This window comes from Pseudomonas sp. GZJR-8, from assembly GCF_002916705.1.
Classification (GTDB): domain Bacteria; phylum Pseudomonadota; class Gammaproteobacteria; order Pseudomonadales; family Pseudomonadaceae; genus Aquipseudomonas; species Aquipseudomonas synxantha_A.
Genome location: NZ_JXSI01000006.1, coordinates 160,154 through 180,283 on the forward strand (window position 1 = coordinate 160,154; position 20,130 = coordinate 180,283).

A 20,130-nucleotide genomic window follows, 5' to 3' on the forward strand; every position below is an offset into this window, starting at 1 on the left:
ATCTGCGGGAGTTTGGGATGCATCATACGTGCCGCTTTCACGATCACCAAACGGCAAGATGTGGCAGGATCCTACAAGGTAGGCCGAAACCTCTCATTTAGCACTGGTTCAAAACCCTTGAATTGAAACGCTAACCCCTGTGGGAGCCGGGCTTGCCCGCGATGACGATAGAGCGGGCACCACAGGGTTTGCAGGTTATCCCTGACGCTCCTGTTCCAAGGCATCTGCGAGTTCAACTGCCTTCTGCCCCTTCGTTTTCATCTCACTCACAATCACCGCCACCACAATCAACACGGCCCCAACCATTGCAATCGGCGGGAAGCGCTCCCCGGCAATTCGTCCGACCACGCCTGCCCACACCGGCTCGCCGGCATAGATCAAGGTCGCCCGGGTTGGCGACACACTCTGCTGCGCCCAATTCATCGCGACCTGGATCACCGCACTGGTCAAGCCCAGGCCCACGGCGCTGAACAGCAACAGCCAAGAAAAGCCCGGCAACGCCTCGCCCATGGGCACCACCATCATGAACGACAGCACCGAAGCGGTGGCCAGTTGCACCACGGTCACCCGGCGAATATCTACCTGGCCGGCAAATGCACTGATCAAGATGATCTCGGCCGCTATTGCCACGGCACCGATCAGCGTAGCGATTTCACCTGGGCTGAAGTTCAGTGAAGCCCCCGCCGGGCCAGTCAACAGCATCAACCCGGCAAACGCCAGCATGATGCCGATGCTGGGCATCAACCCGGGGCGACGGCCCAGCACCAGCCACTGCAACAGCGGTACGAACGGTACATACAACGCGGTGATAAACGCCGACTGGCTGCTCAGGATGGTCTGCAAGCCAATCGTCTGCAAACCGTAGCCAAACATGATCGCCACCCCGATAAACACCCCGGCCTTCAATTCGAACAGGGTCAGGTCGCGCAGGGTGCGCAAGGAAAAGAACCCCACCACAATTGTCGCCGCCGCGAAGCGCAGCCCCACAAAAAACATCGGCCCGCTGACGGTCATGGCATGTTGCACCAGCAAGAAGGTGCCGCCCCAGATCATGGTGATCACCACCAGGATGCATTCGGCTTTGCTGAAGCGGTTGAATCGCGAAGGGGAGGTCGGGGCAGTCATGGCGGCTCGGTCTTGCAAGGGAAAGGCACGGACCGCACAATGCGCCGCACGCTGGGCAGTATACTGCGCACACCCACCTATTGAGCAATATAGTGCACAAAGAAAATCCGCAACGGGCCTCGGTCCTGCAGCACGTCAGCCAGAACGTCCGTCGCCTGCGCCATGCCGCCGACCTGAGCCAGACCGCGCTCTCGGAAAAGTCCGGGGTCAGCCGGCGCATGCTGGTGGCGATTGAAGCGGGGGAGAAGAACGTCAGTCTCTCCACCCTCGACCGTGTGGCTGAAGCGTTGGACGTGGCGTTCAGCGACTTGATTCAGGCGCCGGATGCGCCTGACCATAGTCGTATCAACGAACTGGCGTGGGCCGGTGAAACCCCAGGCAGCAAAGCAGTACTGCTCGCCAAGGCCACCGCCCGACGCGAAGTGGAATTGTGGGAGATGTGCCTGGAGCCTGGGGACCGCTACAGCCCCGAACCGGACCCGGAAGGTTGGAGTGTGCAGTTGTTCGTGTATGAAGGTGCATTGACCCTGATTCTCGACGACCAAGAAAAAACCGTCGCGGCCGGTGAGTTCTATATGTTCGCCAGCCGCCAATCCCACGGCTATCGCAATGATGGTGAAGTGGCGGTGCGATTTGTTCGTAATGTCGTGATCTAGCCGGATGGTCTACTGGTTTATACCTGTGGGTTTTCACAGTAGAGCAAACCTGAAAACACGTGTTACTCCCTTCGCCAGCCAGTAGTCTTGAGTTGCTTCGGCGATTTTGGCGACTATGATCACTTCCCGAGGGGGTAGCGTGGTGCAATCCCCTGTCGCAAAGTATGAAGTCAAACGCTGAACCGCTTTCTGAGCAGTTAAAACCGTAGGCGCTTACCAGCGCCTACGGTTTGTGCGTCACGAGTCTAACTACGTCAACTTGCGGGGCTGGAAACAACAGCAGGTCTATTTTTCGATATTGAGCTTTCCGTTGCCGACTTTTATACGCAGTTCACGGCCATCTGCAAGTCTTACTGTTCCGGCAAAGTCGAAGTCTCCCGACAGCGTTCCTGCTAATGTTTCAAAGTCAGGAATCGAGGTCAGCGTAATCGTACCGCTTTCGCTTGGCCAGGCGACGTTTTGATTGAGGTCGAATACAAAAGCACGCACCTGTTTGTTGTCCGAACTGAAGTTATAAGTGCCCGGTACAAGGCCCTCGGCGAAGTTGAAGACTACTCTGTAGTCAAACGGATGCGGATCAGGCGCTGGGACGAACTCTCGTGACCATACGCTGATATGGGCTGGAAAACTACCTGACGCAGGCTGGGTAGTGAGCGCAGTCTCCATGGACCGATAGGCCCGGTTGACGGCATCACTGATATCGCAGGTCACTGAACCTGTTGCGTTAGCCTTGCGGCGTTTCGTCGTGCCTTCAACTTCCATATCACCCTTTGTAAGGGTGACGATTCGTGTACCACTTTGCGCTTTAAAGTGGAAAGTAAGGTGTACTGTCTCCTTGGCGGGGTCCAAGGACACCTTCACACTTCCGCTAGAGGCGGTATAGGGACGGAATGTATGAGAAGTCCTTTTTATCCATGAAGCATTGGCTTTTCCTTGAGCGCCCCATTCGTTGACGATCTCATAAGTTTTATCTATGACATGGCCCTCGTTGGGTAAAATCAGCTCGATTTGTTGGTGATGCCCAAACGGCACGGGTTCAGTGAGGGCTGATATGAACCATCGGTTGAGATCTTCATCCAGGTAGAAGTGAACGGGGGGGCCTTCAAAATGTTTCAAGTCCTCATCGCCCTCCACCACGGCGGTACAGGTTCCCGAAATAAGTTTGGCTTTGGAGTGATTGGGGTTATTCATTTGATGTTTCCTTTGGAAAGGAGGGGCGCGATGAATAGGCTAATAGTTGAACCGGGCTGCGTATACTGTCAAAAGTAACAGGTATAACTCACTGGGTTCTGATAGCGGGAGTGACTAAGGACTCAGCGCAACAAAGTGTGATGCAAATCCTGGGCAAGTAGTCTGGAGCGGCAGTGCCGCGTAACTGTTGGCGCGAGGCGATTGGCATGACATTTTTATTTGGGCAGACAGTAAGGGCGAACCTGCATGAGTGAATACACCCGCAGCGCAGATGTGCTGATCATCGGCGGCGGCCTGAGCGGTACGATGCTGGCCGTGCAACTGCTGCGCCTGCCGGGCACGCGGCGCATCCTGGTGGTCGAACCGCGTGCCGAACTTGGGCGCGGCGAGGCTTATAGTGCGGTCGAACTGGGCCATACCTTGAACGGCAACGCGGCGCGCATGAGCGTCGACCCGGACAATGCCGACGATTTGACCCAATGGCTCACCGAATACATCGGCAGTGGAGGGTGGCCGGAGTCGGATCAGCAGCATGTGCCCATCAGCGAACTGTTCCTGCCACGCTGGATTTTCGGGCTGTACGCGCAACAGCGCTTGGCCGAGGCCAAGGCGTTGTCTACGTCGACCGTCGAGCATATCCGCGCCGAAGGGGTGGACCTGCAAGTCGACGCAGCCTCCACGCTGTTGACCCTCGATAATGGGGAGCAGCTGCGTGGCACTTTTGCGGTGTTGGCCACCGGCATGTTCCCGGCAGCGCGCACGCCCCTAACCGAGTCCAGCGGTTTGAACGCCGCAGCCATGGACCCATGGGACGTGCAAGCGATGACCCAACTCGACCCGCAATCAACGGTACTGATCATCGGCTCCGGGTTGACCATGGTCGATGCCGTGGTGTCGCTGGAACAGGCCGGGCATCGCGGTCCCATCGAGATCTTTTCGCGCCACGGCCTGTTGCCCCATGTGCGCAGACAGCCGCCAAGTTGGGATGACTTCCTGGCCGCCGATTACAACCTGCGCAGCCCTCGGCAATTGCTGCGTGAGGTGCGACGCCAATGTCAGTTCGCGCTGGCGCAAGGCATCGACTGGCAGGCGCCGTTGGACACCGTGCGCGGGCACATCGCACGCTTGTGGAGTCAGGCCAGTGAGCCTCAGAAGCGCCAGTTCGTGCGACATGTGCGGCCATGGTGGGAAAGCCATCACCACCGCTCGCCACCGTTGAGTGCGCAGTTGGTGACGCGCTTGCAGGCAGAAGAGCGGCTGCGGATTCGCGCAGCGTCGTTCAAGGGTTTGGTGCCGTCGGATGAGGGCGTTGCCATTGCGGTGCGCTATCGTGGCGGGCAGGAGGTCACACAGGTTTCGGGAGCGGCGCTGATCAACTCCAGCGGCATCGAGTACGACTGGCGTCGTGTCGCCCGGCCATTGCCGCAACAACTGCTCAAGCGTGGGTTGATCCGGCCTGGGCCTTTGGCGTTGGGGATTGCGGCGGATGCAGCCGGCGCGGTGCTGGATGCCCAGGGCCATGCCAGCCAGCGACTGTTTGCCATGGGGCCGCCGTTGCGGGGCATGTGGTGGGAGAGTACGGCGGTGACGGATGTGGCGCTCCAGGCCAAGGCACTGGCAACCAAGCTCACACAGATCTAAATGGGGGAGGTGAGCAAGCCCTGATCCGCGAAGTGAACGTCAATGCTCAAAGCAACGAAAATCAAATGTGGGAGGGGGCTTGCTCCCGATGAGGGCGTGTCAGTAAATACATTTGTGGCTGATGCACTGCTATCGGGAGCAAGCCCCCTCCCACAGGTTGATCTGCGCTTATCTTGAGGTTTTCACAAAGCCTGGCTTGAGTCCGAATACCTCAACGCCCTGGGGCGTCGATTGCCCAGTGGTCACTTTCACCCGCTGCACCGGTTTATCCATCGCCGCCCGATACTCCACCGTCATGTCCGCCTGGATCGCCTGGCTGGGAATCACGATCGCCTGGTCATTGTTATAAGTGACAATCGTCAACCGCGCACTCATGCCCAGACGCACCCGTTGCAACTGCTGCGGCGTCAGCGCGGGGATCGACAGGGTCACCGGAAATTGTGCGCTGCCCTGGTTGTCGCTGGCGATGGCCAAGCCACTGACCACGCTGACCGAGCCGGTCAGCCGTTCGCCGTCGAAGCCATCGCCCATTACTTCCACCGCTTGGCCCTGGTGCAACTGGTTGATGTCCAGCTCGGAGACCTTGGCGACGATTTTCAGCCGCTCGATATTGGCCAGGCCAAACAGCACTTGGCCCTGGCTGACCTTGCTGCCGGCCTGCACCGGCGCGTTGTTGTTGCCACCCCCTTGGGCGGTGTTGCTGCTGCCGGGCGCGGGCACTACGATGCCGGAGAACGGTGCCTTGACCTCCTTGCCTTCAAGGAGTTTTTGCAAGGCTTCGTATTTCACCGTGGCATTGGTCAGCTCCATTTCGGCAATCTGTCGGTATTCGCCTCTGCCTTGGTCCTGGGCCTGTTGCAGTTCGCCGCGCGCCGCTGCCAGGTCGAGTTGCTGCTGTTGGGTTTGCTGCTTGAGATCGTCCAGTTCGTTGCGCGGAATGATGCCGCGTTTGAACAGGTTTTCACTCTCGGTAAGTTTGCGCTGGGTATTGCCGGCGGTCATTTCGGCGGTGCGTAAACTACGACGAGCGCGGCTGACGGCGGGGCTGCTGTCCCAGTCCTGCATTTCCTGCACAGTGCGCCGGGCCTTGAGTTGGGCGGAGAGGGCATCGCGCAGTTGCACTTCCAGAGTCGCCGGATCCATGCGCAACAGCACCTGGCCGGCCTCGACGCGCTGGCCTTGTTCGACCAGGTTGGCCAACACGTTGCCGTCGAACGGCGCCGTCAGGGTGACGGTAGTGTCGGGCTCGATCTTGCCCACCAGGCCGATCTGGTGCACCAGCGGGTCGGGTTTTACCGCCAGCCACTGCTCGGCGGTGCTGGCCTGCTCGGCACCGCTGCGCTGGCTGAACAGACCGATGGCCGCGCCGGCTAACAACACGATTAGGGCAACGGCGAGCAAGCGTTTTTGATTAGTAGTCATTGAGGGCGATTTCCCAACTTTCCAGCGTCATGCCCAGGGTCAGGTCGAGTTGAGTCTGGGCGTTCAAATAAGCGATCAGCGCGTTGAGCTGGGCATTTTCGGCGTTGCGCAGGTCGGTTTCGAAGCTCAACACCTGGAAGTTGGTGGAGCGCCCGGCACTGAGTTTTTCCCGTTCGATTTCGATCTTGCGCCGTGACAACTCCACGGCACGCTTGGAAATTTCATATTGGCGCCAGCGGGTGCCGAGGTCACGCACCACGTTGTTGACGTTGCGCTCCAGCTCCTGGCGCGCATCGGTAATGCGGATTTCCTGGTCCTCGACGTTCACTCGCGCACGTACCTCGGCCTGATGCGTGCTGATGTCGCCGATGGGGATCTGCACCTGCACGCCGGCGTAGCTGTCCCAGGTACGGTTATTGTCATGGCCGTTGGCGTTGTCGGTGGCGGCGCGCACCTGGTTGGCGCCGGCGACCAGGTCCACTTGCCAGCGCCCGGATTCCTTGGCGATCACCAGGTTGAGGTCGGCCTGTTGGCTGCCGAGCAGGGCGGCGAGGTATTCCGGTTGCTGGTTTTGCGCCAGGTTGAAGGCTTGGCGTTGGTCAATTTCCATGGGGTTGGCCTCCAGGGCTTCGGTGGCGCGCACCGGTGTCGACAGGTCCAGCGCCAGCAGGCGCAGCAAGGCCAGGCGGCTGGTGTCCAGTTGATTGCGAGCTTCTTCCACGCCCAACTGCTGGGTGGCGATGTCGGCTTCGGTTTGGACGATCTCGAACTCGGCCATGCGCCCGGCGCTGATCAGTGCCTTGTTCACGTCCAGCAAGGTGTTGGAGCGCTTGAGCGCGTCCTGCACGATCACCAGTTGTTCCTGGGCACGCAGCAGTTCGCGGTAGGTGGCGATGATCTGGCTGATGGTTTGCGCCACGGTGGCCTTGAGGTTCAGGCGGTTGGCCTGCTCGGCCAGGCGCGACAGGCGCAGCGGCGCGGTGGTGGCGTCCCAGCCGGCGCCGCGCATCAGCGGTTGGATGATCGCTAGGTCGAGCCCGTCGCTGCGGTAACGGCCGGCGCGGTTGGCGTTGTTCAACTGCTGGGTCCAGGCCATGCTCAAGCGCGTGCCGTATTCGCCGAGCAGGCTGCTGGTGGGCGCGACGTTGGCGTTGCGCGCATTGTCTTGGGAGCCGCGGGTGCTGCGGTAATAGCTGTTGAGGGTGAGCTTGGGGTTGAACACATCTTCGGCCACGCGCAGATCGAACTTCTGCGCCACTCGTTGCAGGTAGGCGCTGCGAATCGCCGGGTTATTACGCAGGCCCAGGTACACCGCGTCGCCAAGGGTCATGGTTGTAGCCTGGGCGTTCAGCGAGACGCTACGCTCGTAGCCGCTGCGGGTACTGCTGGGCGCCGAAGGGTTGATAACCATCTCGGCAGTCATGCCCGGCAGGCTGATCAGCAGAAGGAGCAGCCCGCACTTATTCATCGCGCAGGGCCTCCACCGGCTGTAACCGCGAGGCCGAGACCGCCGGGTAGATGCCAAAGAACAAACCTACCAGTAACGTACTGCCCACCCCCAGGGGCAGGGCGGCCACCGCCAGGGCAAATGCCCAGCCCGACAGCCACGCATACAGCCAGGCGGCGGTCATGCCCAGCACCGCACCGCACAGCGCACCCACGGCGGTGAGCGTGACGGCTTCGAGCAGGAACAGGTTGCGGATATCGCGCTGGCGTGCGCCCAGGGCCATGCGTATGCCGATCTCGCGGCGGCGCTCCGAGACATTCATCAGCATCACGTTCATCACCCCGACACCGCCGCCCACCAGGGAAATCGCGCCAAGGGCCAACAGCAGGTAGGCGAAGGTGCGACTTTGGCGCGTCATGCCGTCGATCATCTGCTGGGGCACCGTGATATTGACGTCGTGGTCGCTGAGTTGGGGTTGCAGCGCAGCGGTGGCGTCCCTCGCGATACGCTCCATGTCCTGCCCTGGCGCCGCACGGATGATCACATTGCTGATCTGCGGGGTGGCATAGATGCGGCGCATACCTTCGGCCGGAATAAACAACGACTCGTTGGCCTGCACTGGCATCAGCATGGCCCGGGGCTGGTCGTGCAGGATGCCCACGATCAGAAACAGGTAGTCGTTGATGCGCACGCGGTCGCCCAGTTGCAGTGGGTCGCCCGGCGCACTGAGGGCCTGGGCAAGTGGGTCACCAATCACAGCGAAAGTTTCGCTGGCGTCGAAGGCCGACAGGAAGCGCCCCTCGCGCACGGCCAGGCGCATGGCGGCCTGTATACCCGGCGTGCTGCCGACCAAGTTGGCATTGGTGGTGCGCCCATGAAACACGATGGGCCCGCTGAACAGGCTGAGCGCGCCGATATGGGCAATGCCCGGTACGGCCAGGCGTACGGCGTCGAGGTCGAGTTGGGTACGCATCGGCACATTGCTGCTGCCCTTGGGCGGGAACTGGGCGATGAGGGTATCGGTGCCCATGTCCTTGAAGATCATCGCGGCATCCACTGCCGCGTTGTGGCCGATATTGATCAGCGCCACTACCGAGGAGCTGCCGATCACAATGCCCAGCAGCGCCAGGATCGAACGTTTGCCCAGGGTGCGCAGGCTGATCAAGGCTTCATGCAGCAGTTGGCTGAGGCTCTGCTCGACCCGCAGGCTCATGGGCGCTCGGCCTCGTGCACCACACCGTTGCGCACCAGGATCTTGCGCTCCAGGCGCTCGGCAATGTGGGCGTCGTGGGTGACGATGATCAGCGTCACCTGCTGCTCACGGTTGAGGCTCAGCAGCAGGTCCATGATTTCCTGTGCGGTGGTGCTGTCGAGGTTGCCGGTGGGTTCGTCGGCGAGGATCACCGAGGGTTTGCCGACCAGTGCGCGGGCAATGGCGACGCGCTGACGCTGGCCGCCGGAGAGGTCGGCCGGGCGATGGTGGGCGCGCTCGGCCAGGCCGACTTGATCGAGCATACGCTGGGCCTGTTCCACCGATTCATGCCGCGATACGCCGCGATAACTTAAGGGCAGCGCGACGTTGTCCAGGGCGCTCAGGCGGGGCAGCAGGTTGAAGCTCTGGAACACAAAACCGATCTGCTGGTTGCGGATCGCGGCCAGTTCGTCGGGCGTGGCATTGAAAATATCGTGACCGGCAAAGTGGTACTGGCCGCAGTTGGGCAGGTCCAGCAGGCCGAGAATGTTGAGCAGGGTGCTTTTGCCGGAACCGGAGGCACCGAGGATGCCGCAGCTGTCACCGCGAGCGATGGACAGGCACACGTCATTGAGAATGCTCAGCTCCTGCCCGGCGAGCTGATAACGCTTGCCGATGCCTTGCAGGGAGATCAAGCCGGGTTGCGTGGGGGTGTCTGTCATCATGACTACGCCTGCAGTCACGACGGTACTGCCATGCCCCCGGAAAATCCTTGTAACAAGTTCGGGAGCTGCCTGTACGCGTCACGGACTGGTTTTATTTCTTGTTTTTAAAATATTGTTTGAATAGTACCTGCGTTCAATCTGCTTCGCCAGCCATGGATGTAGAGCGGTTTTACCCTTTGAAACGTTCTGCCGAATGCAGGTTTCGGACCGGTAGAAATCCTTTCAATAGGTCTCGATAGCCCGGTTATACAGGCTTTTAGTGATATGGCGGAGTGTCACTACTTGCTTTCGCCGGGCCGCCCCGGTATAAAAAAATCAAATTATTTTTTAAAACAATATTTCCGCCGTGGAACCCTTATGGTCGCGAAGAAACTCAGCGCTCCAAACGTTACCAAGACTCGATTGCTGGATGCGACAGAGGCCCTCTTCATCAAGTACGGCTACGACGCCGTGTTGCTACGCCAGATAACCGAACGCGCCCAGGTCAACCTGGCGGCGGTGAACTACCACTTCGGGGACAAGGACTCCCTGATGAAAACCTTGCTGATGCAACGCCTGGAGCCGCTCAACGAGCAGCGCCTGGAATTGCTCGCCCGCTGCGAAGCCGAATCCGATGGCCCGCTGGATTGCGACACGCTGCTGGGCGTGCTGTTTGCCCCAGCCATGGGCCTGGAGCGCAGCGACCCGGCCAGCGGGGAAGGGCGCTCGTTCATTCGCTTCCTTGGCCGGGTCTACAGCGACACCTCGCCGTTTATCCAGGAATATCTCAAGGTGCATTACCAGCCGGTGTTCCAGCGCTTCTTCGAAGCCTTCGCCCTGGCCCTGCCAGACCTGCCGCGCAATGAGCTGGGCGTACGCCTGCAATTTGCCCTCAAGGCGATTTCCGGGGTCATGGCCGGCACCGAACTGCGCCTGCTGATGAACTCCATGAGCCTGGGCCGACCGGCGACGGATGCGGAGGTGATGGCGAAGTTGATTACCTTGGTGTCGGCGGCGATTCGAGTGCCACAGCAGAGTGCCGAGGCTGAGACGGCGCTGGCCAAGGTGCTGGAGACTCAGCGCGCCATTCGCGAACAGGCCACACGCTGAAGCCAATCCCCGACCCCTTGCAGGAGCGAGCAAGCTCGCTCCTACCGACTCGGGTGGCCTAGGCAAAACCCAGGCAAAAAAAAGCCCGCTGGGGCGGCGGGCTTGATATGCAACGTTTGTAACGGATGAGGCTTTACCCTACGTTCTGGGATGTGAACAAATCGTGAAAAATATGTAAGAGAAAGTGTGAATGTGTCGATGTGCGTAAAGCTCCCGTCCAGCTGTCGCTAAATCTTCCAGCGTGCGGCACCTTTGGCAAGCCGTTGACGCATCTGATCCACGTTCGCCGCCAGTTGCAAGGTCAATAGTCGATACCCATCCAACGCACTGTAAACCGGCGCATCCAGCGCAGGCTCACTGCCTGTGGCGTAACTGCTACGCTCCAACCGCTCCGTCACCCCCGACTTCAACGCCCGCGCCATTCCCACCAACTGCACTCGAATCTGCCGGTGCTCGGCCTTGAGCATCACCTGCATCCGCGCCGTGGCCTGCTTGTCGCGCGGGTCTGGCCGGGTATTGCCGAGAATCTCCAGGGTACTGATGCACATGCGCAGGTGACGCTGGATCGCGTCCAGTTCGGTCATGGAGATCCGCACTTCCTTGGACACCGACGGCATCAACGAGCGCAGTTGCACCATCGCCCCGTTCAAGCGGTTGAGTAGCTTGAGGTGTTCATCGTCAGTTATCGATTGGCTATTGATGATCCGGCTATAAATCTGCGCGCAGTCACGCAGGGCGCTGGCCAGGTTGTAGCGCCACGAATACACGGCGTACAACGGCAAGGCAAAGGAAAACGCCAGGGCCAGCACAATGCCGATCAGGATATCGACGGTGCGCCACAATCCATCGGAGATAGGGTTATCGCCGTGGCCGGCGACGATAAACACCGTGATCGCCGAGAGCAGTGCGATATAGCCGCCTTTGCCGATGGCGTGATAGGAAAAGAACCCGCACACCACCGACATGAACAGGTAGGTGAGCAACGGCAGGCCGAAGTAAGCCTGCTGCACCACCAGCAGCAAGCCGACGCTGGCGCCGATCAAGGTGCCGTAGGCGCGCTCGACGGCTTTCTTGCCGATATTGCCGTGGTGCTGCAACCCGCCGATCACGATCAGCATGGTCACCGACGCCCATTCACCGTGGGGCAGGTTGAGGCCGGTGGTCAGCAGGATGGTTGCCAGCAACCCCACCGACACGCGCGCGGCGTGGATCAGCTTGGCATGACGAAAGCGGCGGTAGGGGTCGAGCAAGGGGCGCAGCAGGCGCCGGGCAAAGAAAGGCAGGTTCATCAGTCTTAAAGTGGCCTCAAATGTATGAATGTGCTCGACTCAATGTGGGAGCTGGCTTGCCTGCGATAGCATCACCGCGACCTGACTGAAAGACCGAGGCGCCGGCATCGCAGGCAAGCCAGCTCCCACACTGACCTGTCTGCACATTGGAACGGGGTTGGCTTCAGAAAATGTAGTCGGTCGTCAGGAAGCTCGAGTCACGGTTGCGCAGGATATCGCTGACCAACGCCTTGTTACTCTCCTGGAACTTGGTCGCCACCAGGGTGCGGATCGAAAACACGCGCAAGGCGTCATGCACCGACAGCGTGCCTTCGGCCGAGTTCTTGCGGCCGTTGAACGGAAAGGTGTCCGGCCCGCGCTGGCACTGGGCGTTGATATTGATACGGCCGACCTGGTTGGCGAAGGTGTCTACCAGGCGCCCGACCTCGACGGGGTTGGTACCGAAAATGCTCAACTGCTGGCCGAAGTCCGAGTCCAGCACGTAGTCGATCACGGTCTCCAGGTCGCGGTAGGGCACGATCGGCACCACCGGGCCGAATTGCTCTTCGTGGTACACGCGCATCTGCGGGTTCACCGGGTACAGCACCGCCGGATAGAAGAACGAACCACGGCTGCTGCCGCCCTCGCTATTGACCACCTGAGCGCCGTGTCGGGCGGCATCGGCCACCAGTTCGTTGAGGTAATCCACCTTGCCCACTTCCGGCAGTGGCGTCAGCGCCACGCCGTCTTCCCAGGGCATACCGGGCTTGAGCGTCGCGAGTTTGGTGTTGAATTTCTCGATAAAGCTATCGACGACATCTTCATGCACGAACAGGATCTTCAACGCAGTGCAACGCTGGCCGTTGAACGACAACGAACCGGTGACCGCTTCACTCACCGCGTTATCCAGATCCACCTCGGGCAGCACGATCCCGGGGTTCTTCGCATCCAGCCCCAGCGCAGCACGCAAGCGGTGTGGCTTGGGGTGCAGTTTTTTCAAGTCGCTAGCGGCCTTGTTGGTGCCGATAAACGCGAAGATATCGATCTTGCCGCTGGCCATCAGCGCGCTCACGGTTTCGCGGCCGCTGCCGTAGATGACGTTGATCACCCCGGCCGGGAAGCTGTCGCGGAACGCCTCCAGCAAGGGGCGGATCAACAGCACACCGAGCTTGGCCGGTTTGAACACCACGGTATTGCCCATGATCAACGCCGGGATCAGTGTGGTGAAGGTCTCGTTCAACGGGTAGTTATAAGGCCCCATGCACAGCGCCACGCCCAGCGGTACGCGGCGGATTTGCCCGAGGGTGTCCTGCTCCAGCTCGAAGCGGCTGCTGCGGCGGTCGAGTTCCTTGAGGGCGTTGATGGTGTCGGTGATGTAGTCGCAGGTGCGGTCGAATTCTTTCTGCGAGTCCTTGAGGTTCTTGCCGATTTCCCACATCAGCAGCTTCACCACCGCATCGCGCTGTTCGCGCATACGCCGCAAAAATGCCTCGACGTGCTGGATACGTTCGACAACGCGCATTGTCGGCCACTCACCCTGGCCACGGTCATAGGCACGCACGGCGGCATCCAGGGCGGTGAGGGCGGTGTCGGCATCCAGCAATGGCGTGCTGCCGATATGCACGCGCTCATCGCCCAGTTGCACCGGGCTTTGCACGCGAGCGAGCGGGCCGTTCCACACCCGCAGCTGGCCATCGACCAGGTAATCACGCTGCTCAATGGGCGCCGCCAGGCGAAATTGCTCGGGAATCTGGGTGACGGAAGTGGGAAACAGCTGGGCGAGCAGGTTGCTGGTGGTCATGTCGCTACCCCTGGAATAGTTGCAAAACATGACTAGAGAGTCACCCAACTAGCGGCTCTAAGGCAAGGCTTACGCGCATTGTTGTTCGCAGCGCGGTGCGCGCCGGGTAAACTGCGCGGCTTTTCAGAAGGAGTTCACATGAGTCAGTACCAGCCGGGCATTCTTGCCGCACCGGTGCCTTTGCAGGCCCGCCATCTGTTTTTCGCCCTCGATTCCCTGCAAGCCGTGCCCGCGGCGCTGGACGCGCTGGTGCAGTTGACGGATGCGGCGGCCGTGGTCGGTTTCGGTGAACCGCTGGTAAAGGCGCTGGGCGCCGAAATTGAAGGGCTGCGTGCATTCCCCGCCGTCAGCGGCCCTGGCGCTGACAACCCTTCGACTCAACAGGCGCTGTGGGTATGGCTGCATGGGGTGGATCGTGGCGAGTTGCTGCTGCGTAGTCGTGCCATCGAGAAAGCCCTGGCCCCGGCGTTTCGCCTGGTGCAATCGACTGAAGGCTTCCGCTACAAGACCGGTTTTGACCTGACCGACTACGAAGACGGCACCGAAAACCCTCACGACGATGCCGCCGTGGAGGCCGCCTTGACCGACAGCGGTGCCAGCTTTGCCGCTATCCAGCAATGGCAACACGACCTCGACGGGTTCGCCGCGTTGCCTGCCCAGGAGCGTGATCACATCATCGGCCGACGCCATGGCGACAACGAAGAGCTCGACGACGCTCCGGAATCGGCCCACACCAAGCGCACAGCCCAGGAAAGCTTCACCCCGGAAGCCTTCGTGGTGCGACGCTCGATGCCTTGGGCCGAGAATGGCCAGGCAGGATTGATGTTCCTCGCGTTTGGCCATTCCTTCGATGCGTTTGAGGCGCAGCTTCGGCGTATGAGCGGGTTGGAGGATGGGATTGTCGATGGTTTGTATCGCATCAGTAAGCCATTGACTGGTGGCTATTACTGGTGTCCCCCGGTCAGGGACGGGCGTCTGGACCTGAGTTTGGTTTTTTAACGACCTTTGCCTGCTCCCTGACGTACGCCTCAAGCGCTTTTGAGCGTTTCCAGCCACGCGGGGTCAAGCCGGGTTTGTTCGGTATCGATCCCCAGTGCGTGCATCTTGGTCTTGTGTGCGTCGATCTCGCCGACCAGTTGCGCCTGGGCGCTGGAGTTGGCATCCAGCTCATGCATTTGCGTCAGCCCCAGGTGATAGAAACGCAACAGTTTGATGGCGGCCGGGTCGTTGGCTTGTACCCGCTCGGTGACCTTGTGCATTACGTTGGTCACGCTCATCAGGCTGCGCTTGAGTTGCCAGCCATACACCGCCGGCGCCAGCCAGGGCTGGGACCAGAACGGGCCACGCACCAGTGCGACGGTGATCAACACCCCGGCAAATACACCGCCGACATTGAAGCGAAAGTTGTCCCCCCCAGGCTCACCGAACAGCATCACCGCCAGGCTCGACAGCAGCATGGCCAGGGCCAGGAACAGTACGGCCACTATCAGCGTGCTGCGGCGGGTCTGTTGACGGTAGGTGACAGGGTCGCAGGGTTTGAGCTCGAACATCCGGGTCAGGTCTCCAGAAAGGGCGGTCATCTTCTCATGCTTGCAGCAATGAAGTTGAACGATGGCTGCGCACGGTTTCTCTAAACCTTCGAAGCCCCTCATGAGGTAAGCCATCATGTCTGAACACAAGCAGCCACCGCCAGGTACACCTGATCCGAACCGCACCCCGGGGGAGGAGGAGCGTGACAACAATGCTTTGCGCCCCAACGATCCCAAAGAGCGTGGCCCCGACAACGATGTCGAGCACGTCGAACAAGACCTGGAAAACCTCCACGACAAAGCGCGCCCGCTTTAGCAGGAGTCTGTGATGAACAAACGTACCGATGGTCCCCACTCCAACGAGCACGCCAGTGGCAAGGATGAGCTGGGTTTCGACCCGGACTCGCCAGATGTGGCCGACCCGCAGGTCGACCCGGTAGGTCCGGCTATTGCGCCGCTGGATGAGAAAAAGTCATCTGAGAAAAAGCCGCCCTACGATCCGTTGGGCGACTTGAAGAAGTGAACCGAGCCCCGCCGTCGTGCGGGGCTTTGTTTATTTGGGTGGGGTCCAACTGACGTCGGTGATGCCGTATTTTTCCGCCCAGGGCCGGGTGGTTTTTTTCACTTGCTCGTGACCGACGCGGCCGATGCGGCTGACATGGGCAATGTCGGCATCAACGGCCGCCCAGTGCCAGGCTTCGGCGTTATTCATCACCTCGGCGCGCACCACGAAAGACTTGGGTTTACCGTGTAGCTGATAGTGGATGGTGTAGATTTTTGCGGTACTCATGTTGCCTCCCTGTCTTGTTATAGATGGATAGGCCAGCGTTCTAAAAGGTTCATTCAAAATGACAACGTACGCAGTGGCGCGGCATAGTGACGCTCTTGCCCTGCGCCCGAGGATCGCGCCATGCTCACACCCACGGATAGCCGCCTGTACCTGCAACGTCTGGGCTATGCCTCGCCACCGGCACCCACCTTGCAGACCCTGCGGGACTTGCAGCTGCGCCATGTCTGCACCTTTGCCTTTGAAAGCCTGTCGACCCTGATGCACGCGCCGGTGCCGATTGACCTGCAAAGCGTCACACAGAAGGTGTTGCACCAAGGACGCGGCGGCTATTGCTATGAGTTGAACCAGCTGTTCCTGGCCTTGTTGCAGGAGCTGGGCTATGAGGCTCGCGGCATTACCGGTCGTGTGGTGATTGGCGGGCCACCGGACGCCCACACCGGCCGTACTCATCGTCTGAGCCTGGTGACCCTCGACGGCGTGCGCTATATCACCGATGTCGGCTTCGGTGGCATGGTCCCCAGCAGCCCGTTGCAACTGGACAACGAAGCGCCCCAAGCCACTGCCCATGAGCCTTTTCGCCTGACATGCAATCAGGGCAGCTACACATTGTGGGCCCAGGTCGGTGAAGAGTGGCGCGGCTTGTACGTGTTCGATCTGCAAGTGCAGGCAGATATCGACTACGAAATCGGCAACTGGTACGTCTCCACGCACCCGGGGTCGCCGTTCGTTGGGCAGTTGAAGGCTGCGCTGCTTGCCCCCGGTAAACGTCATACCTTGGCCAACGCCAACTATGCGCTTCATTACCTGGATCGGCCCAGTGAAAAGCGCACGCTTCAAAGCGCCGACGAGTTGCTGGCGCTATTGCACGACACGTTCGGGATTCAGCTGCCGGATCAGCCTCAACTTCGCGAAGCCGTTGAAAGCCTTATCCGCACGAATCCTGAAGAATATTGAGATAGAGCCTTCGCTGAACCGTTTTTTCTCCATTTTGGTGCAAATCCGTTCGAACTTTTTGCAAACGCCAAGGTTCGAACCGATTCCTGAATACTTTGCCCACCTTAAAATGGAGATGTAAAACGATGTCCAAACTATTCGGAAAATTTCTCAAGAACACCTCGTTGCTGGCCCTGGTCGCTGCGCCTGGCGTGGTGTTCGCTGCACCTTCCACCGACCCGATCTCCACGTTCGGGATCCTGGGCAGCTACAACGACTTCAAGCTGGAAGGCGGTAGCGAAAGCGACAAGGACCACATGCCTGAAGCGGGCCTGTTCTATAACTTCGGCAACAAGCTCACCGCCGAGTCCGGCTTCATCTACCAGGCCGGTATCGAAGCCAAGTACGGCGAAAAAAGCGACAACAAGCTCAAGGAAGGCCAGGCCGACCTCGACCTCGGCTGGCGTGCCGCGCTGGATGCGCGCAACTTCGTCGACGTGATCGTAGGCGGTGGCTACACCTGGACCCGCTATGAGCCGGACACCAATGGCTACGATATGAAGCTGACCAACAAGTCGCCGTTTGCCAAGGCTGCGCTGGGCTACAACCACCAGTTCGATGACATGACGCTGCGCGTTGAAGCCGGCGCCCGTCACACCATCGATGGCCGCGCCAAACTCAAGGTAGACGGCGTTGGCAGCGACAGCGTGGACCTCAAGGACCGCACCAACCCCTATGCTGAAGTCAGCCTGCTGATGAACCAGAAGGGCGACCTGCCAGTGATGGCGGGCCTGTACTACACCCGCACCGAGTACAAGCTCGACGACGACTCCTATGTGGCCGACAACACCAAGCTCAAGCGTGACGAATACGGCTTCAAGGTCGGTATTGCATTCTGACGCTGTTGTACTGCAAAAAACGCCTCGATAATCGGGGCGTTTTTTTTTGCTTTCGCAGGTCAGCCCAATGCGGCAAGTTGCGCCACGGTTTCAGGAAAACGCGCTACCAGACGGATCAGGGTGACGGCCTGGGCGTTGGGCTTGGCCCGGCCTTGTTCCCAGTTCTCCAGGGTGCGGGTGTTGGTACGCAGGTACATGGCGAATACCGACCGGGAAAGGTTGAGTTGCTGGCGCACGGCGATCACCTCATCAGCGGTGAGCGGCGCCAGCTTGTTAAGGTGGACCTTGTGGTTGCGCAGGGTGATTTTACCCTGGCGCTCATCGGCCAGGGCGTCGAAGCCTTCGACCAGTTCGGAAAAGATGTCACGTTTCATGATGTGTTCTCGCTTTGATTTCCCTGTCCAGCATGTGTTTAAGAGCTCTCTTGTGGTGGGGTGTCAGGTCGCTCTGTTCGTGCTTGCCGTACAAGGTGAATAACCAGAATTGCGTGCCGCCTGACCACCAGTAGTAAATGACTCGCAGGCCACCACGCTTGCCTTTGTTTCGCCTTTCATCAACGAAGCGAACCTTTCTCAACCCGCCCGTTCCTTCGATCACATCTCCTGCTTCGGGGTTTTTCATTAACTCCTGTTGAAAACCCTGGAAAAGCTCCTCACTCAGATAGTCCTTGCGATGCCGCTCGAATGCCGGCAGTTCGATAAATAGAGCATCCATGTTCTGTACGTAGCCTGCGTAGAGTTTGGTGGCCCACTCGCGTTAGGTCAAGTGACCGCGCTGTGGGAACTTTCTTAAAACGCAAACACCATACGGCCGGCTTCATCGGGTAGATGCCGGATGAAGAGGCAGATCGAGGAGGAAAATTCAGCGAGCAGGGGAGGGGAAAAGCAGATCCTGGAAAACGCAAAACGGCGCCCAAAGGCGCCGTTCTGCTTGCTGCATCAACCTAAGCGATCAAACGCCCAGCACCGCATGCTGCACCAAGGTGAGCAACGGTTGTGGGTACACGCCCAGGAAGAACGCGAGCAGGGCGATGGCCAGCAGCATCACGCCGCCTGCCTTCTGTTCCCAATGCAACTCGGCATCCACACGGCGCAGGTTGGGCTCGATCAGGTACAGGGTGACCATCACGCGCAGGTAGTAGAACACGCCGATGGCGCTGCCCAGTACCAGGGACGCTACCAACCACCACTCGTGGGCTTCAACACCGGTTGCGACAATGTAGAACTTGCCGATAAAGCCCGCGGTCAGCGGAATGCCGGCCAGGGACAGCATCATTACGGTCAGCACGGCAGTCAGGTACGGACGGCGCCAGAACAGGCCGCGGTATTCGTACAGGGCGTCGGCGTCACGGCCTTTGTAAGGCGAAGACATCAGTGTGATCACACCGAAGGCGCCGAGGCTGGTGATCACGTAGGTGACCAAGTACACGCCAATGGCTTCCACGGCCAGGCCCTTGCTCGCCACCAGGGCGATCAGCAGGTAGCCGAAGTGGGCGATGGACGAGTAACCCAGCAGACGCTTGAGGTTGTTCTGGGTCAGCGCCAGCAGGTTACCGAACAGGATCGACGCAATGGCGATTACGGTCAGCACGTTGCTCAGCACGCCGGTGTTGGCGGCAGGCGAGATCTGGAACAGACGCACCATCACCGCAAACACCGCCACCTTCGACGCAGTCGCCAGGAACGCGGCCACCGGCGCCGGGGCGCCTTCGTACACGTCTGGGGTCCACAAGTGGAACGGCACCAGCGACAGCTTGAACGCCAGGCCGATCAGCATCATCGCCAGGCCCAACTGGGCAATCGGCGCCGGGCTGTTGGTGGCGGCCAGAGCGTGGCCGATACCAGTGAAGCTCAGGCTGCCGGCTTCTGCGTAGAGCAGGGCCATACCGAACAACAGGAACGCGGAACCGGCCGCCGACAGCACCATGTACTTGATGCCGGCTTCCAGGGAGCGCTTGTTGAAGAAGGCGTAGGCAACCAGGCCGTAGGTCGGGATCGACAGCAGTTCCAGGCCGATGAACAAGCCGGCCAGGTGCTGCGCGCTGACCAGCACGATACCGCCGGCCGCAGCCAGCAGGATCAGCAGGTACAGCTCTTCCTTGTTACCCGGGTAGCCGGTGCCGCCTTCGCCGAGGTAGGCGTGGGCGAGGGTGACGCAGGCCAGGGTCGCCACCAGGATCAGGGCGATGTACAGCAACGCGAAGTCATCGACCATCATCAATGGCGTGACCGCCAGTGGCGCGACCTTGAGGGCCGGGATGATCGACAGCAGGGCCAGGTTCAACCCGGCGCAGGACAGCAGGAACGTTTGCGAGTGATTGCGGCGCCAGGCGATTGCCAGCATCACCACCACGATGGTGAGGCTGGTAATCAGCAGCGGCGCAAGCGCGATAAAGTGTTGGATCGTGAATTCCATAGCGCTC

General features: G+C 60.1%; 21 protein-coding genes. 8 read left to right on the plus strand and 13 right to left on the minus strand.

The window, feature by feature from the left end; all coding sequences use genetic code 11:
* Positions 1–195: 195 nt before the first annotated feature.
* The gene (locus TK42_RS14065; RefSeq protein WP_103734484.1) at positions 196–1,125 is read right to left on the minus strand and encodes a DMT family transporter; all 930 of its coding nucleotides are present in this window, start codon (positions 1,123–1,125) and stop codon (positions 196–198) included.
* Positions 1,126–1,217: 92 nt separating this feature from the next.
* Here TK42_RS14065 and TK42_RS14070 point away from each other — a divergent pair, with 92 nt between their 5' ends.
* Positions 1,218–1,781, plus strand: coding sequence for a helix-turn-helix domain-containing protein (locus TK42_RS14070; protein WP_103734485.1), 564 nt, complete (start codon positions 1,218–1,220; stop codon positions 1,779–1,781).
* 285 nt (positions 1,782–2,066) lie between these two features.
* Here the strand turns inward: TK42_RS14070 and TK42_RS14075 are convergent, their stop codons facing one another.
* The gene (locus tag TK42_RS14075) at positions 2,067–2,972 is read right to left on the minus strand and encodes a hypothetical protein (RefSeq protein ID WP_103734486.1); all 906 of its coding nucleotides are present in this window, start codon (positions 2,970–2,972) and stop codon (positions 2,067–2,069) included.
* Positions 2,973–3,218: 246 nt separating this feature from the next.
* Between TK42_RS14075 and TK42_RS14080 the strand changes: the two genes are divergently transcribed.
* On the plus strand, positions 3,219–4,613 hold the full coding sequence (locus TK42_RS14080; protein WP_103734487.1) for an FAD/NAD(P)-binding protein: 1,395 nt from the start codon (positions 3,219–3,221) through the stop codon (positions 4,611–4,613).
* A 168-nt stretch (positions 4,614–4,781) separates the two neighbouring features.
* Here TK42_RS14080 and TK42_RS14085 read toward each other — a convergent pair whose 3' ends face one another.
* Genes TK42_RS14085 through TK42_RS14100 form a run of 4 tightly spaced genes read right to left on the minus strand, consistent with a single transcriptional unit; the run spans position 4,782 to position 9,399 of the window.
* Positions 4,782–6,035: an efflux RND transporter periplasmic adaptor subunit gene (locus TK42_RS14085; protein WP_103734488.1), complete on the minus strand. Its 1,254-nt coding sequence runs from the start codon at positions 6,033–6,035 to the stop codon at positions 4,782–4,784.
* Positions 6,025–7,503: a TolC family protein gene (locus tag TK42_RS14090; protein ID WP_103734489.1), complete on the minus strand. Its 1,479-nt coding sequence runs from the start codon at positions 7,501–7,503 to the stop codon at positions 6,025–6,027. The genes TK42_RS14085 and TK42_RS14090 overlap by 11 nt, the downstream gene beginning before the upstream one ends.
* On the minus strand, positions 7,496–8,695 hold the full coding sequence (locus tag TK42_RS14095) for an ABC transporter permease (protein ID WP_032880604.1): 1,200 nt from the start codon (positions 8,693–8,695) through the stop codon (positions 7,496–7,498). The genes TK42_RS14090 and TK42_RS14095 overlap by 8 nt, the downstream gene beginning before the upstream one ends.
* Positions 8,692–9,399 (minus strand): ABC transporter ATP-binding protein, encoded by a 708-nt coding sequence (locus TK42_RS14100; RefSeq protein ID WP_078821672.1) that lies wholly within the window; start codon positions 9,397–9,399, stop codon positions 8,692–8,694. The genes TK42_RS14095 and TK42_RS14100 overlap by 4 nt, the downstream gene beginning before the upstream one ends.
* 357 nt (positions 9,400–9,756) lie before the next feature.
* Between TK42_RS14100 and TK42_RS14105 the strand changes: the two genes are divergently transcribed.
* Positions 9,757–10,488, plus strand: a complete 732-nt coding sequence (locus TK42_RS14105) for a TetR/AcrR family transcriptional regulator (RefSeq protein ID WP_032880606.1) — start codon at positions 9,757–9,759, stop codon at positions 10,486–10,488.
* Between the two features lie 227 nt (positions 10,489–10,715).
* Here the strand turns inward: TK42_RS14105 and TK42_RS14110 are convergent, their stop codons facing one another.
* Both TK42_RS14110 and TK42_RS14115 read right to left on the minus strand, forming a co-directional pair.
* Complete coding sequence (locus TK42_RS14110; protein WP_103734490.1) at positions 10,716–11,777, minus strand: FUSC family protein; 1,062 nt, start codon at positions 11,775–11,777, stop codon at positions 10,716–10,718.
* Between the two features lie 163 nt (positions 11,778–11,940).
* Positions 11,941–13,557 carry an NADP-dependent glyceraldehyde-3-phosphate dehydrogenase gene (locus TK42_RS14115; RefSeq protein ID WP_103734491.1) on the minus strand — a complete coding sequence of 539 codons (1,617 nt, stop codon included), beginning with the start codon at positions 13,555–13,557 and terminating at the stop codon, positions 11,941–11,943.
* A gap of 138 nt (positions 13,558–13,695) precedes the next feature.
* Here TK42_RS14115 and TK42_RS14120 point away from each other — a divergent pair, with 138 nt between their 5' ends.
* Complete coding sequence (locus TK42_RS14120; protein WP_103734492.1) at positions 13,696–14,556, plus strand: Dyp-type peroxidase; 861 nt, start codon at positions 13,696–13,698, stop codon at positions 14,554–14,556.
* 29 nt (positions 14,557–14,585) lie between these two features.
* Here TK42_RS14120 and TK42_RS14125 read toward each other — a convergent pair whose 3' ends face one another.
* Entirely contained in the window at positions 14,586–15,107 is a 522-nt protein-coding gene (locus TK42_RS14125; RefSeq protein WP_103734493.1) for a DUF3087 family protein, read from the minus strand.
* Between the two features lie 115 nt (positions 15,108–15,222).
* Between TK42_RS14125 and TK42_RS14130 the strand changes: the two genes are divergently transcribed.
* Both TK42_RS14130 and TK42_RS14135 read left to right on the plus strand, forming a co-directional pair.
* Positions 15,223–15,402 carry a hypothetical protein gene (locus tag TK42_RS14130; RefSeq protein WP_103734494.1) on the plus strand — a complete coding sequence of 60 codons (180 nt, stop codon included), beginning with the start codon at positions 15,223–15,225 and terminating at the stop codon, positions 15,400–15,402.
* 12 nt (positions 15,403–15,414) lie between these two features.
* A complete protein-coding gene (locus TK42_RS14135; protein ID WP_005789138.1) occupies positions 15,415–15,609 on the plus strand; it encodes a DUF6021 family protein in 195 nt (64 codons plus the stop codon).
* A 30-nt stretch (positions 15,610–15,639) separates the two neighbouring features.
* On the opposite strand, the gene TK42_RS14140 is transcribed toward TK42_RS14135, so the two are convergent.
* Complete coding sequence (locus TK42_RS14140; protein WP_005789137.1) at positions 15,640–15,876, minus strand: DUF6555 family protein; 237 nt, start codon at positions 15,874–15,876, stop codon at positions 15,640–15,642.
* 120 nt (positions 15,877–15,996) lie between these two features.
* On the opposite strand from TK42_RS14140, the gene TK42_RS14145 reads away from it, so the two are divergent.
* Entirely contained in the window at positions 15,997–16,830 is an 834-nt protein-coding gene (locus TK42_RS14145; RefSeq protein ID WP_103734495.1) for an arylamine N-acetyltransferase, read from the plus strand.
* 125 nt (positions 16,831–16,955) lie between these two features.
* Positions 16,956–17,708, plus strand: a complete 753-nt coding sequence (locus tag TK42_RS14150; protein ID WP_032880612.1) for an outer membrane beta-barrel protein — start codon at positions 16,956–16,958, stop codon at positions 17,706–17,708.
* A gap of 59 nt (positions 17,709–17,767) precedes the next feature.
* On the opposite strand, the gene TK42_RS14155 is transcribed toward TK42_RS14150, so the two are convergent.
* The 3 genes from TK42_RS14155 to nuoN form a co-directional block, all read right to left on the minus strand.
* Positions 17,768–18,082, minus strand: a complete 315-nt coding sequence (locus TK42_RS14155) for a DNA-binding transcriptional regulator (RefSeq protein WP_014718915.1) — start codon at positions 18,080–18,082, stop codon at positions 17,768–17,770.
* Positions 18,072–18,422 (minus strand): toxin, encoded by a 351-nt coding sequence (locus TK42_RS14160; RefSeq protein WP_103734496.1) that lies wholly within the window; start codon positions 18,420–18,422, stop codon positions 18,072–18,074. Before TK42_RS14160 ends, TK42_RS14155 begins: the two co-directional genes overlap by 11 nt.
* 237 nt (positions 18,423–18,659) lie before the next feature.
* Positions 18,660–20,123 (minus strand): NADH-quinone oxidoreductase subunit NuoN, encoded by a 1,464-nt coding sequence (gene nuoN, locus TK42_RS14165; RefSeq protein WP_003192122.1) that lies wholly within the window; start codon positions 20,121–20,123, stop codon positions 18,660–18,662.
* Positions 20,124–20,130 lie beyond the last annotated feature (7 nt).

Bases quoted from the DNA above. Each gene is read 5' to 3' on its own strand.
- TK42_RS14065 (WP_103734484.1), bottom strand. From the start codon at position 1,125: ATGACTGCCCCGACCTCCCCTTCGCGATTCAACCGCTTCAGCAAAGCC.
- TK42_RS14075 (WP_103734486.1), bottom strand. From the start codon at position 2,972: ATGAATAACCCCAATCACTCCAAAGCCAAACTTATTTCGGGAACCTGT.
- TK42_RS14080 (WP_103734487.1), top strand. From the start codon at position 3,219: ATGAGTGAATACACCCGCAGCGCAGATGTGCTGATCATCGGCGGCGGC.
- TK42_RS14085 (WP_103734488.1), bottom strand. From the start codon at position 6,035: ATGACTACTAATCAAAAACGCTTGCTCGCCGTTGCCCTAATCGTGTTG.
- TK42_RS14090 (WP_103734489.1), bottom strand. From the start codon at position 7,503: ATGAATAAGTGCGGGCTGCTCCTTCTGCTGATCAGCCTGCCGGGCATG.
- TK42_RS14095 (WP_032880604.1), bottom strand. From the start codon at position 8,695: ATGAGCCTGCGGGTCGAGCAGAGCCTCAGCCAACTGCTGCATGAAGCC.
- TK42_RS14100 (WP_078821672.1), bottom strand. From the start codon at position 9,399: ATGATGACAGACACCCCCACGCAACCCGGCTTGATCTCCCTGCAAGGC.
- TK42_RS14105 (WP_032880606.1), top strand. From the start codon at position 9,757: ATGGTCGCGAAGAAACTCAGCGCTCCAAACGTTACCAAGACTCGATTG.
- TK42_RS14110 (WP_103734490.1), bottom strand. From the start codon at position 11,777: ATGAACCTGCCTTTCTTTGCCCGGCGCCTGCTGCGCCCCTTGCTCGAC.
- TK42_RS14115 (WP_103734491.1), bottom strand. From the start codon at position 13,557: ATGACCACCAGCAACCTGCTCGCCCAGCTGTTTCCCACTTCCGTCACC.
- TK42_RS14120 (WP_103734492.1), top strand. From the start codon at position 13,696: ATGAGTCAGTACCAGCCGGGCATTCTTGCCGCACCGGTGCCTTTGCAG.
- TK42_RS14125 (WP_103734493.1), bottom strand. From the start codon at position 15,107: ATGTTCGAGCTCAAACCCTGCGACCCTGTCACCTACCGTCAACAGACC.
- TK42_RS14130 (WP_103734494.1), top strand. From the start codon at position 15,223: ATGTCTGAACACAAGCAGCCACCGCCAGGTACACCTGATCCGAACCGC.
- TK42_RS14135 (WP_005789138.1), top strand. From the start codon at position 15,415: ATGAACAAACGTACCGATGGTCCCCACTCCAACGAGCACGCCAGTGGC.
- TK42_RS14140 (WP_005789137.1), bottom strand. From the start codon at position 15,876: ATGAGTACCGCAAAAATCTACACCATCCACTATCAGCTACACGGTAAA.
- TK42_RS14145 (WP_103734495.1), top strand. From the start codon at position 15,997: ATGCTCACACCCACGGATAGCCGCCTGTACCTGCAACGTCTGGGCTAT.
- TK42_RS14150 (WP_032880612.1), top strand. From the start codon at position 16,956: ATGTCCAAACTATTCGGAAAATTTCTCAAGAACACCTCGTTGCTGGCC.
- TK42_RS14155 (WP_014718915.1), bottom strand. From the start codon at position 18,082: ATGAAACGTGACATCTTTTCCGAACTGGTCGAAGGCTTCGACGCCCTG.
- TK42_RS14160 (WP_103734496.1), bottom strand. From the start codon at position 18,422: ATGGATGCTCTATTTATCGAACTGCCGGCATTCGAGCGGCATCGCAAG.
- nuoN (WP_003192122.1), bottom strand. From the start codon at position 20,123: ATGGAATTCACGATCCAACACTTTATCGCGCTTGCGCCGCTGCTGATT.